Raw genomic sequence first — 13,215 nt, forward strand, 5'->3', positions numbered from 1 at the left:
TTTCTTTCTGCCTATAGTATAACATAAAAAACCTTAGCTAAATTCCAGAGAGTGGATTGGCTAAGGTTTTTCATTTTATTTCGTCAAGACAACCGTATCGTTTGGATCATGGTCATCATCTTCAATAGTCAGCTGATTACCGTCGAGTTTGTAGAATTTGGTATCATCACCAATCGTTAGACTTTGATTGTCAGGGTTAACTGTTACAGACTTGCTTTCCTTCTCGCCATCTGCTTCGTCCTCTTCCCAAGTTCCAGTATTTCCAGAGATGGTTAGGGTAATGCGATCATTTTCATCAGTTCCTTTATAGGTGCCATCTAGCCCTTCAGTCTGTTTAGAAACTTCAGAACTTTGTGAAGATGAAACCTTACTTGAACTTTGTTGGGTGCTAGCAGAGCTTTCAGGTGTTTGAGCTTTCTGGTTTGAGCAGGCTGCTAAAAGACCAAGAACTGCCATAGAGGCAAGAGAAAGTGTGAGTTTTTTGGACAATGTCATAGGCTTTGTCTCCTTTCTTTGATACCTTAAGTATAGCAAACGCTTACAAACAAACCAAGCAAAATCCTTTTTCTGAAAATAGTTAAAAATCACTCTTCAAATTCTCAAAGGCATAATCTATTATCCCTATTTAAACTATGCTATACTGATAAAAAGCAATCAAGGAAGGTTCCTAATGACAACTACCAATCCACGTCGCAAGTGCGAGCGACTTTGGGCAGCCAATAAGTATCTGGTGCTCAGCCATTCAAACAAGATTTACTTAGAAATCCGTAACTATCTCAAGAATGATGAGGTTAGTTTGGATCAGGTTCAGGCCTACATTGATCAAGCCCTGGACCTTCCTGAAAATCCTGGTCAGGTCGTCAACGCCTTCCAACATATCTGGGGGTATTTTAAGAAAAAGGCGACTGCCAGCGAGAAGGAAATGTTTATGGCCCAACTGGATAGCTATGCAGCAGGTCAAATTCCTCAGCATGGTTTAGTGGCTTCCGTCAAAGAGCTCCTCATCAAGTACCCAAATCGCTATCTGGAGGAGTCAACCTTAATTAATGGGGGTTCAAAATGAGACTGTGGCATCAAGCCTTGATTGCAAAACTACCTCGTCAGCAATTATTAGGGCAGCACCGAGAATGTTGCGCCCTTCGTGGTAAGGGATGGCAACGCAAACATGCTACGGTTAACTATGTTTTTGATTATTCACCGTACCGCTTGTTTAAATACCATGAGCTCATTATGCAAGAAATGACGGAACGTGGCTATCGTGTCAGCCCAGAGTGGTTGGACAAGGAGTATCGAGGCAAGCAGATGCCAGCCTACGATAAGCTTGAAGTGGAGAAGCTACCAGTCATCATTTACCCAGAGCATGATACTGCCTATTTACAGGAATGTCTGGACAATCTCAAGCAAAAAGGAATCATCATCTAAAGGAGGAAAACGATGCATTTATTTAAGTGGTTAGCACCTAAAAAGAAAGCAGCAGAAGGCCTTGTCATGCGTATTTCGACAGCTGATCAGGTAGACTATGCGACGATGACAAACCCAAGTGACAGTGATATCTGGGATGCCTTGGTGCAACTTCCAGTATCCTACGATAGTCTCTATCTCACTTATAGCGAAAAAGGGTCAATGAGTTTTATCTTTGTTGAATCCGAGGATGACAAGTATCGCTTGGAACACGACACACCTGAGCTAGGATTAGAATTGACAAATGTAGCACGTGTATCCCAACAAGTTGCCAGAGACATCCTTATTCTCTTTTCTAAAGAGCACACAGTGATTTTGGATGACCATTGGAAACAAGAGAAAGTAAGGTAATCCTATGGCCTACCTCACCCCAGAAACCAGACGAAAACGACGAAAAGCCTTTTGCTTAATCATTGAAATCATTTGTCCGGTTCATTTTGCAATCATTGTCCCGCGAGACCGGATTTTTACTCCTGAAAAATGGGCTCAAACACCAGCTCCTATGCGACAAAAACTCATGTGGAGCTTTCACCGTCAGTATCAGCTTGAGGGCATGACGAGAAAAGAAGTTGAGAAACTCTTGGGCAAGGGGAGTAATCTTCAAGGAAGTGTTGAGTACAAGCTGAAGGACGATTGGATTGGTGGTTGGCGTGTTTACCATATTGACTATAAGCAAAACCGTGTGATTCGTGCCAAAGAAACCTGGCAAGACTGGTGAAAATGGGCTTTTTCTTCCCCTAAAAGTAGTATAATCAAGGTGTAAAGGTAATCGTTTTCAAAAGAACGAAGCTGTCTTTTGATTAGAAATGGAGGACAAACTTATGACCCTATTTATGTCTAAACTGATGAGCGGTATTATGGAACTGCTCATAGTCTCTGTCATTCCTTTTATCACTTGGTTAATTTGGAGCAGGAAAAAGGTCGGTTTCTTTGACTGGATTGGGTTGAAGAAAGTTCAAACCCAGCAGAAGAGGCGATTACTACTGACCATTTTGGGTATTAGTCTACTTTTTCTTCTTTTTTCGATTGTAGTCTTTAGTTGGTTTGACTCTAGCAAAACGGCCACAGCAGATTTTTCTGGAAAGGGAATTGTAGCTCTTCCTGCTATTCTAGCCTACGCTATCTTAGGGACTGCCTTGCCAGAAGAAATCTTCTTTAGAGGTTTTCTATTAAAAAGGATGCAAGGAAAACTAGGATTTCTAGGAGCAAATCTGGTTCAGTCTCTCTTATTTGGGCTCATCCATGGGTATATGTTTATCCAACTAATCGGCGACCTAAAAGCTATGGCTATTTTTGCCTTTATTAGTCTCATAGCTTACGTTTTGGGTACTATCAATGAGAAGAAAGCAAACGGCTCCATTCTTCCAAGTGTCTTTATCCACGCCTTGGCCAATACGATTGTAGGCCTTCTCTTTGCCTTTTCCCTTATTTAGATAAATATAGAAGAAAGTTATCATGGATGAATTAAAAGATATCAAACTTAAAAACTATCAGTACCTAAATGAGGTTGCTATCAAGGGGGAAACGCTTTTCACGGGCTCCTCTCTTATGGAGCTTTTTCCCATTTGTGAAATCGCTAGGAGTAGAGGTATCGACGATATCATCTACAATCGGGGCATCAGTGGTTTGAATACGGATGAATTTCTCCAGCATCTCCATCCCCTGCTTTTGGATCTGCAACCGAGTAAGGTTTTCATCAATCTCGGTACCAATGACATGACCGAGGAGCCTTATGGAGATCAGTGGTTCCAACATATGACGGCAAATATCAGCCAAATTCTGGAGCAAACACTAGCTATTTTGCCCCATACTAAGATTTACCTGATGGCTTTTTACCCAGCCAATCTACATCTGCCTTGGCAGACACCGGCATCTATCCAGTGGATGAAACTGCGGACTCCTGAAAATCTTGACCGCTGTAACCAGGCTCTTGAGGAAATCGCCAAAACCTATGGCTGCCACTTTATTAATTGTAATGCTGAGCTGGTCAATGATAGGAAAGAGCAGAAGGCTGAGCACACCTATGACGGCGTCCACCTTTATACCAATGCTTACTTAAAAGTTTTTGAAGTTCTGGAGCCATATCTCCTGCATTAAGAAAATATGAGAGAATTTCCAGTTCTTACTCGCTTTTTTCCCTTGATTACAGTACAATAGACGTCAAAAGTGAAAAATTGAAATGAGGTATCCCTATGTGGAAATGGTTTAAACGACTCATTGTCCTCGTCATTGTGCTCTTTTTTGCAGTGGCGGCTCTACTTATTCCGGACAAGATCGACAGTCAGGACCAATTAAAAAATGTATCAACACAAACATCCCTTGCTGATTTAGCCCAGGCTGGTATTGGTGGGGCGTCCCTTTCATCAGGCGGGGTTTCAACTGAGATTAATCTTGACAGTAATCAGTTTCGTCAAATCCTAAAAGCAAGCATGGCTGATTCTAATGACGAGACCTTGCAAAACAGTAGCGTAGAGTTGAATGATTCCTATCTAACAGCTAAGGTTCCCGTATCTCTTGGACCTATCGAATCAACATTTAGCCTTGATTTTACGGTCAGCACTAACAAGGAAGTCATCCTACTAGATTTGGCAGGTGCCCACCTGGGTCGCCTTCCAGTTCCAAAATCACTGGTTCTGCCTTACCTCAAGAAGAGCATTGCCCAGTCGAGCAGTGGTGTTCGCATGGTTAACGACCAAATTCAGCTCAAGCTTCCAGAAATCGGCTATGAAATTGAGCAAGCCTCTGTGACCAATAGCAAGATGAAGGTTAAACTTAACATTCCGATTTCCTTGCCAACAAGTTGGTAATCCATAATAAATCTTTCAAAACAAGTCCATAGTCTGGACTTGTTTTTTGATACCTTCACTTCTAAACTAAGAAAGTTAAAAAATTCTTGAAATAATAGCTTTAAATCCCTCAATCCCCTAGAAAATGAGCTTTTCCTATGCTATCATAAGATTGTAAAATTGATAAGCGTCTGACACTCATTGAAAAAGAGTTATTTCACTGAGTTAAAGAGTTTTAGGATAGTAGTTAGGAGGAAAAAATGGACGCTTTAAAATATATCACACCCAAATTTTTTACCACCATCAGGAATTATTCTAAGGGCCAGTTTCTCAAGGACTTAATTGCAGGAGTTATCGTGGCTATCATTGCCCTGCCCTTGTCGATTGCCCTTGCCATTGCCTCTGGTGTTAATCCCGAACAAGGTCTTTACACAGCAGTTGTTGCAGGCTTTTTTATTTCTTTTTTGGGAGGTAGTCGGGTTCAGATTGGTGGACCCACCGCAGCATTCGTTGTTATTATCTATGGCATCATTGCTCAGTATGGTATGGCTGGTTTGACCCTTGCCACGCTCATGGCGGGACTCATGCTTATTATCATGGGGCTCCTGCGTTTTGGTGACCTGATCAAGTTCATTCCCAAAACCATCACACTTGGTTTTACCTTGGGGATAGCTGTTGGGATTGTGGCTGGACAGATTAAGGATTTTTTAGGCCTTGAGATGAAGTCCGTGCCAGCTGAGTTCTTAGAAAAACTTCTAGCTTATGGGAAGCATCTTTCAAGTATTAGCTGGGCGACCCTAGCCATTGGTATCTTGGCCCTAGTTATTCAAATCTTTTGGCCACGCCTTTCTCAGAAAATTCCGGGGTCTTTGGTTGCAATTATTGTGACTACAGCCATCGTAGCTTCTGGTCATCTGCCAGTCAAAACCATTGGTAATCTTTACACCATCAAAGCAGGACTTCCAAGTTTCACAGTTCCTAACCTATCATTTTCTTTGATTCGTCAAATGATGTCGCCAGCCTTCACCATTGCCATACTAGCAGCCATCGAATCCCTACTTTCTTGCGTTGTTTCAGACGGGATGATTGGTGGTAATCATCGCTCTAATGCTGAATTGATTGGCCAAGGTGTGGGGAATATCATGTCAGCCCTCTTTGGCGGGATTCCTGCAACGGGTGCCATCGCCCGTACCGCAGCCAATGTCAAAAATGGAGGACGGACACCAGTAGCGGGGATGGTTCATGCCCTTACCTTGCTTCTGATTTTACTCTTTCTCATGCCTTATGCCTCATTGATTCCTATGACCTGTTTGGCCTCAATCCTAATGATTGTCGGTTATAACATGAGCGGTTGGCGTACTGTCGTTCGTATGATTCAACGTGCCCCTAAGAGTGACGTAGCAGTCCTTATCGTAACCTTTATCTTAACCGTTTTCTTTGACCTAGTGGTTGCCATCGAATTTGGTATGGTTCTGGCAGCCTTCCTCTTCCTCAAACGCATGTCAGACGTGGCTCAAATTCGTCAGTGGGTGGACAAGGAAAATCTGGACGATCCTATATTATCTGAGGACAGCGACTTGAAACAAGTCCCTAAAAATGCAGTCGTATATGAAATCTTCGGTGCCCTCTTCTTTGGTGCAGCCAATAATTTCTTGAATGTTATCAATGACGACGGTAAGAATGTCCTTATCCTACGCATGCGCAACGTTCCAGCCATGGATATATCAGGCCTGGATGCCCTTGAGGAAACGCTTGCTATCTGCCAAAAACGTGGAATGACCTTGCTTCTTTCTCACGTTAACGCCCAACCCTACCGAGTTCTCGAAAAATCAGGCTTCATCCAGACTATCGGTCCAGATAATATCTGCGAGTCGACGGACCAAGCCCTTGAAAAAGCAGTAGCCCTAGCAAAAGAAGGCTAGACAAATCCATTTTGCACAAGAAGAAAAAGCCAGTTCAACTGAACTTGGCTTTTTAAAATACGCGATAAACATAGGGATTGTCAGGTTGACCGACCTCTTTAACCTCAGTCAAATTGAGGATAGGGAGGCTCTGTTTAAGATTTTGATAATAATCCACAGTGATGGTACCAGTGACTTTTACCCAGGTATTATCCTTGAAGGTTTGGTCACTTCCTCTCGTCGCCAGTCCGTAAACACCTGAATCGGCGATACAGTGGATAATACCGAAACGGAAGATGAACTGATAACCCTTGGTCTGTGGGTCATTGTAAACAAAGCCGGTATAGGTGACCTTCTTGCCCACAAAATCGTTAGGATAGAGGTAGATGAGCTCCATAACTTCCATGTAATTTTCCGTGGTAATCTGGATGGTCTCACGTCCCTTGTACTTGGCTAGCTCCTTGGTCATCTCCTTCTCATAAGCAGAGGAGGTGAAGTAGGAGCTGGTGTCTGGCTTCAAATACTGGATAGTCGTTCCCTCTTGGTCGGCCTGGTTAGGATCGCTCCCTGCCGCCAGTGGAAAATGATAGCCCTTAGCTGATACGGTATTGGCATCCAAGGTTACTGTTGGCACCAAGAGCCCCGTAAGGACTGGAAAGGCCAAGAGAACGATGCTGGCTACCTTGGCTACTCGACCTGACAAATGCGAGTGAACCTTCATCTGCTTCATCCAAACAATGAGTTGAACCACAGCAAGGATAAAGGAAAGCACCATGGAAATGTAAGCCAGGTAGGAGTAGTGGATATTAATGTACTGGTTGAGCTTGCCAGAAACTTGCAAGTACATGACCAGCTCAAAATACCCAGATAAGATGAGAAAACGTAACATTAAATCACCCCCAATACCAGACAGTAAATGATTGTCACCAGACTTGCGGTTCCTACGAAGAGACCAACAAAGCGTGTCTTAAACTGGTGTTTCATCATGATTAGGTTCTTGATATCAACCATAGGACCGATGATGAGAAAGGCCACTGTTGGTGCCACTCCAAAACTAGAGAGCAAGGAAGCCCCGATAAAGGCATCTGCCTCAGAACAAAGCGAGAGTATAAAGGCCAGGAGCATCATGATGAGGATGGCTGTCACCGAATTATGACCGATGGTCGTGAGAATACGGGTCGGTAGGTAGGTCTGCATACCTGCGGCCACCAGGCTCCCGAAAATCAGGTAACGCCCAGTGTCGAAAAATTCATCTACCGCATGAACCAAGGCCTGAAAAATTTTCTTACTAGCTGACAAACCACTATAGTCGTGCACATGACTGACCTTACGATTGTCCTTAAGAATCTGGTCGTCCACCACAAAGCCGAGCAAAATTCCCAAAATCATGGCAATCAAGAAAGCTCCGAGAAAACGTAAAATCACGTAGTACCAAGAGTTCCCAAAGGCCGTATAGGTCGCAAAAAGAACGACTGGATTAATGATAGGAGCTGTTGCCATGAAAGGAATAGCCGTGTAGCTAGGCACTTTTTTCTCTAAAAAGCGCGTGATAATTGGAACAATCCCACACTCACAAGAAGGGAAAATAAAACCAATTAGAGTTCCAAAGAGAATAGCCAGGACCTTGTTTTTCGGCAGGAAGTTTTGGACCTTTTCAGGAGTCACAAAGACTTCGATAAAGCCAGACAAGATGCTTCCCAGTAAAACGAAGGGCAGGGCTTCGATAATAATAGATAGAAAAACTGCCAGAAGCTGCAAAACGCTATCTGGTAGTTGATGAAAAATAGCCATAACTATTATTTCTTCTTATCTTCTTGAAGACGTTTGTCCTTCTTAGGATCAGTTCCCGCCTTTTCAAAATCAGGGATAGCCGCAAAAGATGCCATCATGCTTTCAAGTTCATTTGTTTTTTTCTGAATAACCGCCATAAAAAGCCTCCGAGTTTAAATAAGATACTAAGGGCGTCATTTCTAAGAGAAAATTAGGGCATCAGACGAAGAAGCTCTGCTTCTAGGAAGATGCATCTATTTTCCGAAAGAAATAGCCCGAGTTCAGTTGCAATAAGATACTAAGGGCGTCATTTCTGACAGAAAATTAGGGCATCGACCGAAGAAGCTCTGCTTCTAGGAAGATGCATCTATTTTCCGAAAGAAATAGCCCCTAACAATAGGTCTACCTTTCTATTATACTACCTCTTGCTTAAAAATTCTCGCTTCAGCTACAAGGTTTTCTACCCAAGCAAATCTCCTATCGTGGTATAATAGAACTTATGGAAAATCGTAATTTAGAGACATTGGCTCAGGAATTGGGCCTAAAAAAACAACAAGTTGAAACAGTTTTGGAATTGACCGCAGAAGGCAATACCATTCCTTTCATTGCCCGTTACCGTAAGGAAAAAACAGGCAATCTGGATGAAACGCAAATCAAGGCTATCATTGATATGGACAAGTCCTTGACTACTCTTCAAGACCGCAAGGAAACGGTTTTGGCTAAGATCGAGGCACAGGGCAAATTGACTGACCAACTCAAAGCAGCCATTGAAGCGGCTGAAAAGTTGGCAGACGTGGAAGAACTCTACCTTCCCTATAAGGAAAAACGCCGCACCAAAGCGACTATTGCCCGTGAAGCAGGTCTTTTCCCCTTGGCTCGTCTTATCTTGCAAAATAGTCCCAACCTCAAGGCTGAAGCTGAAAAGCTGACATCTGAAGTCTTTCCAACATTTGATAAGGCTCTTGCGGGTGCTGTGGACATTTTGATTGAGGCCTTTTCTGAGGACAATAGCTTGCGCTCTTGGACCTACAACGAAATCTGGAACAACAGTGACATCACTTCAACCCTCAAGGATCAATCGCTGGATGAAAAAGAAACTTTCAAGATTTACTATGATTTTGAGGATAAGGTGTCTAAACTTCAAGGTTACCGTACGTTAGCCCTTAACCGTGGTGAGAAACTAGGCGTTATCAAGGTAAGCTTTAAGCACAATCTTGAGAAAATGCACCGTTTCTACAGTGCTCGTTTCAAACAAAAAAATGACTATATCGAGGAAGTTATCAATCAATCTCTCAAGAAGAAAATCATTCCAGCTATGGAGCGTCGTATCCGAAGCGAATTGACTGAAGCAGCAGAAGATGGTGCTATTCAACTGTTCTCTCAAAATCTTCGAAATCTCCTTCTAGTATCGCCACTTAAAGGCAAGATGGTACTTGGTTTTGACCCAGCCTTTCGTACAGGGGCTAAGTTGGCCGTGGTTGACCAAACTGGTAAGCTCATTACAACGCAAGTTATCTATCCAGTAGCCCCAGCAAGTCAGGCTAAAATCGCACAGGCTAAAAAAGACTTGGCTGACCTCATCAAAAAGTATGCCATTGAGATTATTGCGATTGGTAATGGAACAGCAAGCCGTGAAAGTGAAGCTTTTGTGGCAGAAGTCCTCAAGGATTTCCCAGAAACTTCTTATGTCATTGTTAATGAAAGTGGTGCCTCTGTCTATTCTGCATCAGAGTTGGCTCGCCATGAGTTTCCAGATTTGACGGTTGAAAAACGCTCTGCCATTTCTATTGCCCGTCGTCTCCAAGACCCGTTGGCCGAGTTGGTTAAGATTGACCCTAAATCAATCGGAGTAGGCCAATACCAGCATGATGTTAGTCAGAAGAAACTGTCTGAAAATCTTGATTTCGTCGTTGATACCGTGGTTAACCAAGTCGGTGTCAATGTCAATACGGCAAGTAGTACCCTCTTGTCACACGTGTCAGGACTCAACAAGACCATCTCTGAAAATATCGTCGCCTACCGTGAGGAAAATGGTGAGATTGCATCACGTGCTGAAATCAAAAAGGTTCCACGTCTCGGTGCCAAGGCCTTCGAACAAGCAGCTGGTTTCCTTCGTATTCCAAATGCCAAGAATATCTTGGATAATACGGGAGTCCACCCAGAGTCTTATCCAGCGGTAAAAGACCTCTTCGAGCAGTTGGATATCACAGATTTGGACGACTCTGCCAAAGAGAAATTGAAGGCTCTTAATCTTAAAGAAACAGCAGAAGAGCTAGGGCTTGGTCAGGAAACCCTTAAAGATATCATCGCTGACCTTTTGAAACCAGGTCGTGACCTCCGTGATGATTTTGAAGCACCAGTGCTTCGTCAGGATGTTCTTGAACTCAAAGACTTGTCAGTAGGACAAAAACTTGAAGGGACAGTCCGAAATGTTGTGGACTTTGGTGCCTTTGTGGATATCGGTGTCCATGAGGATGGCCTTATCCATATCTCTGAGATGAGCAAGAGCTTCGTTAACCACCCAAGTCAGGTCGTTTCTGTTGGGGATTTGGTTACCGTGTGGGTATCAAAAGTTGATTTGGAGCATGAAAAACTCAACCTCTCCTTGGTGAATCCACGTGAATCTAACTGATTATGTTAAGACTGTTTCTATAGAAGATTTTGGCTGGGAATTTAAGCATCAAGCCTTGTGGAACAAGCGTCTCCGGACCACTGGAGGGCGGTTCTTTCCCAATGATGGACACTTAGATTTCAACCCAAAACTCTATGAGGAACATGGTCTTGAGACCTTTCGAAAAATCGTCCGCCACGAGCTCTGTCATTATCACCTTTATTTTCAAGGTAAGGGCTACAAGCATGTTGATAGAGATTTTAAGGACTTACTAGCCAAGGTTGAAGGCCTTAGATACGCTCCAAAGATGCAAGGTCAAAAGGAGAAGTACTACCTTTATCAGTGCCAATCTTGTGGTCATATCTACCGTCGCAAACGCCGTGTCAATACACAGAAGTTTGGATGCGGTCTGTGTCGAGGCAAGCTCATTTTTCTAAATCAGTCCTAGGGCTGATTTTTTAAATTTAAAAAAATCATATAATTAAATCAAAGAAATGATGGGAGAAGAAGACCATGTCAAATCGTTTTTATAAGACACGAAAAAATAGACTCGTCGCCGGTGTTGTTGCAGGTTTGGCAGATAAGTTTGGTTGGGACCTAGCTTTGGCTCGTATCTTGGCTATCATTCTCATGGTTTCAACACAGTTTGGAATCTTTCTATACTTGGTTTTAGCATTTCTCCTTCCTTACAAAGAAGATATTTATCCCGAAATCAAACTCAAGGATGGACGTAAACGTAAAAACGCTGAACCTGTCGAAGACGAGTGGAATTGGTGAGTAAATTATAATAGAAAAGATCTATGATTGGCCTTAGTGCTAGTCATAGGTCTTTTTTGCTTTGAGAACCGCATTGAAAACCTTTTTATGATACAATGAAACTAGTAAATAATCGGAGGAAATAACATGACAGTAACTGTTAAAATGCTGGTTGATAGGCTTAAACTCAAGGTTGTCTATGGAAATAAGGAGCTTTTGGCAAAAGCGATAACAACAGCTGATATCTCTCGTCCTGGTTTAGAAATGACGGGGTATTTTGACTATTATTCACCTGAACGACTTCAGTTGGTTGGGATGAAGGAGTGGTCCTACCTTAAAACCATGACTGATTACAACCGTTATTCTGTTTTTGCGAATATGTTTAAAGCGGAAACTCCAGCTGTTATCGTGGCGCGTGGTCTTGAGATTCCGGAAGAGATGCTTCGAGCTGCTAAGGAAAATGGTGTAGCAGTTCTTCAAGGACGAAACGGCACATCGTCGCTTTCAGGTGACATGTCTTGGTATCTTAACTCGCAATTAGCTGAACGAACTAGTGTCCATGGTGTTTTGGTAGATATCTACGGGATGGGAGTTCTTATTCAAGGAGACTCTGGCATCGGTAAGAGTGAGACAGGGCTTGAGTTGGTGAAACGTGGTCACCGTCTTGTCGCTGACGACCGTGTGGATGTTTATGCTAAGGATGAGGAGACTCTCTGGGGTGAGCCCGCGGAAATCCTCCGCCATCTTCTTGAAATTCGTGGGGTTGGGATCATTGACGTTATGAGCCTTTACGGAGCTAGTGCTGTCCGTAATTCCTCTCAAGTTCAGTTGGCTATTTATCTTGATAATTTTGAAAATGGCAAGATCTTTGACCGTCTTGGAAATGGCAATGAAGAAATTGAATTGCAGGGCGTTAAGATTCCACGTATCCGCATTCCTGTTAAGACAGGACGTAACGTTTCAGTCGTTATCGAAGCTGCAGCAATGAACTATCGTGCTAAGCAAATGGGATTTGATGCAACCAAAACCTTTGAGGACCGTTTGACCAACCTCATTAGTAAGAATGGTGAAGACTGATGTTAGCTACCATTGATCCAATTGCCCTAAGACTTGGTCCAATCAGTATTCATTGGTATGCCATCTGTATTGTATCTGGTCTCTTACTTGCAGTTTATCTGGCTCAGCGTTGGGCTCCCGAAAAGGGAATTGACCCTGAAAACATCCTAGATTTTATTCTTCTTGCCTTTCCTATAGCCATTGTTGGTGCAAGGCTCTACTATGTGATCTTCCAGTGGTCTTACTACAGTCAGAATCCTTCAGAAATTTTTGCGATTTGGAATGGCGGAATTGCCATTTATGGTGGCTTGATTGCTGGTGCAACTGTCCTCTATTGGTTTTCGAAACGTCATGCCATTGCTGTCTTGGATTTTCTTGATATTGCAGCACCTGGTGTTATGCTTGCTCAGAGTATCGGTCGCTGGGGAAACTTTGTTAACCAAGAGGCTTACGGAAGAGCAGTTAGTCATCTGAATTATGTTCCAGAATTTATTCGCCAGCAGATGTATATTGATGGTAGTTATCGTGTACCGACCTTTCTTTACGAAAGTCTCTGGAACTTGGTCGGATTTATCATTATCCTAGGACTAAGACGCTTTAATAAGAAACTGCGTCAAGGAGATGTGACCTCATTTTACCTTATCTGGTATGGTCTTGGACGTTTTGTCATTGAAGGCATGCGTACAGATAGCCTCATGTTTGCTGGCTTGCGTGTTTCTCAATGGGTCAGCATCGTCATTATCATCTTAGGTGCTACCTTGCTCTATTTACGAAAGCAACGCCCAGAGGCAGATTATAAAATGAAAAACTAGTCATATAGCTCAGACTTTGTTATAATATAATGAAAATTATCATAACAAAGGTCACTGGAAAC

Annotated in this window: 17 protein-coding genes; 13 read left to right on the plus strand and 4 right to left on the minus strand. The window is 42.9% G+C overall.

Annotated features, from left to right (window positions below; translation table 11 throughout):
• Positions 1-75: 75 nt before the first annotated feature.
• Positions 76-495 (minus strand): SP_0198 family lipoprotein, encoded by a 420-nt coding sequence (locus PCY16_RS01380; RefSeq protein ID WP_139723962.1) that lies wholly within the window; start codon positions 493-495, stop codon positions 76-78.
• Between the two features lie 175 nt (positions 496-670).
• Here PCY16_RS01380 and PCY16_RS01385 point away from each other — a divergent pair, with 175 nt between their 5' ends.
• From PCY16_RS01385 to PCY16_RS01420, 8 genes are all read left to right on the plus strand, one after another.
• The gene (locus tag PCY16_RS01385) at positions 671-1,063 is read left to right on the plus strand and encodes a YbgA family protein (protein ID WP_195413809.1); all 393 of its coding nucleotides are present in this window, start codon (positions 671-673) and stop codon (positions 1,061-1,063) included.
• Positions 1,060-1,422: a TIGR02328 family protein gene (locus tag PCY16_RS01390; protein WP_195413808.1), complete on the plus strand. Its 363-nt coding sequence runs from the start codon at positions 1,060-1,062 to the stop codon at positions 1,420-1,422. The genes PCY16_RS01385 and PCY16_RS01390 overlap by 4 nt, the downstream gene beginning before the upstream one ends.
• A 12-nt stretch (positions 1,423-1,434) precedes the next feature.
• A complete protein-coding gene (locus PCY16_RS01395) occupies positions 1,435-1,812 on the plus strand; it encodes a hypothetical protein (protein ID WP_195413807.1) in 378 nt (125 codons plus the stop codon).
• A gap of 4 nt (positions 1,813-1,816) precedes the next feature.
• Complete coding sequence (locus PCY16_RS01400; protein WP_195413806.1) at positions 1,817-2,179, plus strand: hypothetical protein; 363 nt, start codon at positions 1,817-1,819, stop codon at positions 2,177-2,179.
• Between the two features lie 103 nt (positions 2,180-2,282).
• A complete protein-coding gene (locus PCY16_RS01405) occupies positions 2,283-2,894 on the plus strand; it encodes a CPBP family intramembrane glutamic endopeptidase (protein ID WP_195413805.1) in 612 nt (203 codons plus the stop codon).
• Positions 2,895-2,916: 22 nt separating this feature from the next.
• Positions 2,917-3,558, plus strand: a complete 642-nt coding sequence (locus tag PCY16_RS01410) for a GDSL-type esterase/lipase family protein (RefSeq protein WP_195413804.1) — start codon at positions 2,917-2,919, stop codon at positions 3,556-3,558.
• A 95-nt stretch (positions 3,559-3,653) separates the two neighbouring features.
• Positions 3,654-4,268 (plus strand): hypothetical protein, encoded by a 615-nt coding sequence (locus PCY16_RS01415; RefSeq protein ID WP_037600352.1) that lies wholly within the window; start codon positions 3,654-3,656, stop codon positions 4,266-4,268.
• 239 nt (positions 4,269-4,507) lie between these two features.
• The gene (locus tag PCY16_RS01420) at positions 4,508-6,169 is read left to right on the plus strand and encodes a SulP family inorganic anion transporter (protein ID WP_195413803.1); all 1,662 of its coding nucleotides are present in this window, start codon (positions 4,508-4,510) and stop codon (positions 6,167-6,169) included.
• A 52-nt stretch (positions 6,170-6,221) separates the two neighbouring features.
• Here PCY16_RS01420 and PCY16_RS01425 read toward each other — a convergent pair whose 3' ends face one another.
• Genes PCY16_RS01425 through PCY16_RS01435 form a run of 3 tightly spaced genes read right to left on the minus strand, consistent with a single transcriptional unit; the run spans position 6,222 to position 8,076 of the window.
• The gene (locus PCY16_RS01425; RefSeq protein WP_014634199.1) at positions 6,222-7,037 is read right to left on the minus strand and encodes a TIGR03943 family protein; all 816 of its coding nucleotides are present in this window, start codon (positions 7,035-7,037) and stop codon (positions 6,222-6,224) included.
• On the minus strand, positions 7,037-7,939 hold the full coding sequence (locus PCY16_RS01430; RefSeq protein WP_195413802.1) for a permease: 903 nt from the start codon (positions 7,937-7,939) through the stop codon (positions 7,037-7,039). The genes PCY16_RS01425 and PCY16_RS01430 overlap by 1 nt, the downstream gene beginning before the upstream one ends.
• A 5-nt stretch (positions 7,940-7,944) precedes the next feature.
• Complete coding sequence (locus PCY16_RS01435) at positions 7,945-8,076, minus strand: SPJ_0845 family protein (RefSeq protein ID WP_002885949.1); 132 nt, start codon at positions 8,074-8,076, stop codon at positions 7,945-7,947.
• A gap of 341 nt (positions 8,077-8,417) precedes the next feature.
• Between PCY16_RS01435 and PCY16_RS01440 the strand changes: the two genes are divergently transcribed.
• The 5 genes from PCY16_RS01440 (at position 8,418) to lgt (ending at position 13,153) form a co-directional block, all read left to right on the plus strand.
• Positions 8,418-10,550 (plus strand): Tex family protein, encoded by a 2,133-nt coding sequence (locus tag PCY16_RS01440; RefSeq protein WP_195413801.1) that lies wholly within the window; start codon positions 8,418-8,420, stop codon positions 10,548-10,550.
• Positions 10,537-10,977, plus strand: coding sequence for a SprT family protein (locus tag PCY16_RS01445; RefSeq protein WP_073950153.1), 441 nt, complete (start codon positions 10,537-10,539; stop codon positions 10,975-10,977). Before PCY16_RS01440 ends, PCY16_RS01445 begins: the two co-directional genes overlap by 14 nt.
• A gap of 65 nt (positions 10,978-11,042) precedes the next feature.
• Complete coding sequence (locus PCY16_RS01450) at positions 11,043-11,306, plus strand: PspC domain-containing protein (RefSeq protein WP_002885986.1); 264 nt, start codon at positions 11,043-11,045, stop codon at positions 11,304-11,306.
• Positions 11,307-11,432: 126 nt separating this feature from the next.
• Entirely contained in the window at positions 11,433-12,362 is a 930-nt protein-coding gene (gene hprK, locus PCY16_RS01455) for an HPr(Ser) kinase/phosphatase (protein ID WP_195413800.1), read from the plus strand.
• Positions 12,362-13,153: a prolipoprotein diacylglyceryl transferase gene (lgt, locus tag PCY16_RS01460; RefSeq protein WP_195413799.1), complete on the plus strand. Its 792-nt coding sequence runs from the start codon at positions 12,362-12,364 to the stop codon at positions 13,151-13,153. Before hprK ends, lgt begins: the two co-directional genes overlap by 1 nt.
• Positions 13,154-13,215: the final 62 nt, after the last annotated feature.

It is taken from the genome of Streptococcus sp. SS4 (assembly GCF_030440125.1).
In the GTDB taxonomy this organism is placed as follows: domain Bacteria; phylum Bacillota; class Bacilli; order Lactobacillales; family Streptococcaceae; genus Streptococcus.

Bases quoted from the DNA above. Each gene is read 5' to 3' on its own strand.
- PCY16_RS01380 (WP_139723962.1), bottom strand. From the start codon at position 495: ATGACATTGTCCAAAAAACTCACACTTTCTCTTGCCTCTATGGCAGTT.
- PCY16_RS01385 (WP_195413809.1), top strand. From the start codon at position 671: ATGACAACTACCAATCCACGTCGCAAGTGCGAGCGACTTTGGGCAGCC.
- PCY16_RS01390 (WP_195413808.1), top strand. From the start codon at position 1,060: ATGAGACTGTGGCATCAAGCCTTGATTGCAAAACTACCTCGTCAGCAA.
- PCY16_RS01395 (WP_195413807.1), top strand. From the start codon at position 1,435: ATGCATTTATTTAAGTGGTTAGCACCTAAAAAGAAAGCAGCAGAAGGC.
- PCY16_RS01400 (WP_195413806.1), top strand. From the start codon at position 1,817: ATGGCCTACCTCACCCCAGAAACCAGACGAAAACGACGAAAAGCCTTT.
- PCY16_RS01405 (WP_195413805.1), top strand. From the start codon at position 2,283: ATGACCCTATTTATGTCTAAACTGATGAGCGGTATTATGGAACTGCTC.
- PCY16_RS01410 (WP_195413804.1), top strand. From the start codon at position 2,917: ATGGATGAATTAAAAGATATCAAACTTAAAAACTATCAGTACCTAAAT.
- PCY16_RS01415 (WP_037600352.1), top strand. From the start codon at position 3,654: ATGTGGAAATGGTTTAAACGACTCATTGTCCTCGTCATTGTGCTCTTT.
- PCY16_RS01420 (WP_195413803.1), top strand. From the start codon at position 4,508: ATGGACGCTTTAAAATATATCACACCCAAATTTTTTACCACCATCAGG.
- PCY16_RS01425 (WP_014634199.1), bottom strand. From the start codon at position 7,037: ATGTTACGTTTTCTCATCTTATCTGGGTATTTTGAGCTGGTCATGTAC.
- PCY16_RS01430 (WP_195413802.1), bottom strand. From the start codon at position 7,939: ATGGCTATTTTTCATCAACTACCAGATAGCGTTTTGCAGCTTCTGGCA.
- PCY16_RS01435 (WP_002885949.1), bottom strand. From the start codon at position 8,076: ATGGCGGTTATTCAGAAAAAAACAAATGAACTTGAAAGCATGATGGCA.
- PCY16_RS01440 (WP_195413801.1), top strand. From the start codon at position 8,418: ATGGAAAATCGTAATTTAGAGACATTGGCTCAGGAATTGGGCCTAAAA.
- PCY16_RS01450 (WP_002885986.1), top strand. From the start codon at position 11,043: ATGTCAAATCGTTTTTATAAGACACGAAAAAATAGACTCGTCGCCGGT.
- hprK (WP_195413800.1), top strand. From the start codon at position 11,433: ATGACAGTAACTGTTAAAATGCTGGTTGATAGGCTTAAACTCAAGGTT.
- lgt (WP_195413799.1), top strand. From the start codon at position 12,362: ATGTTAGCTACCATTGATCCAATTGCCCTAAGACTTGGTCCAATCAGT.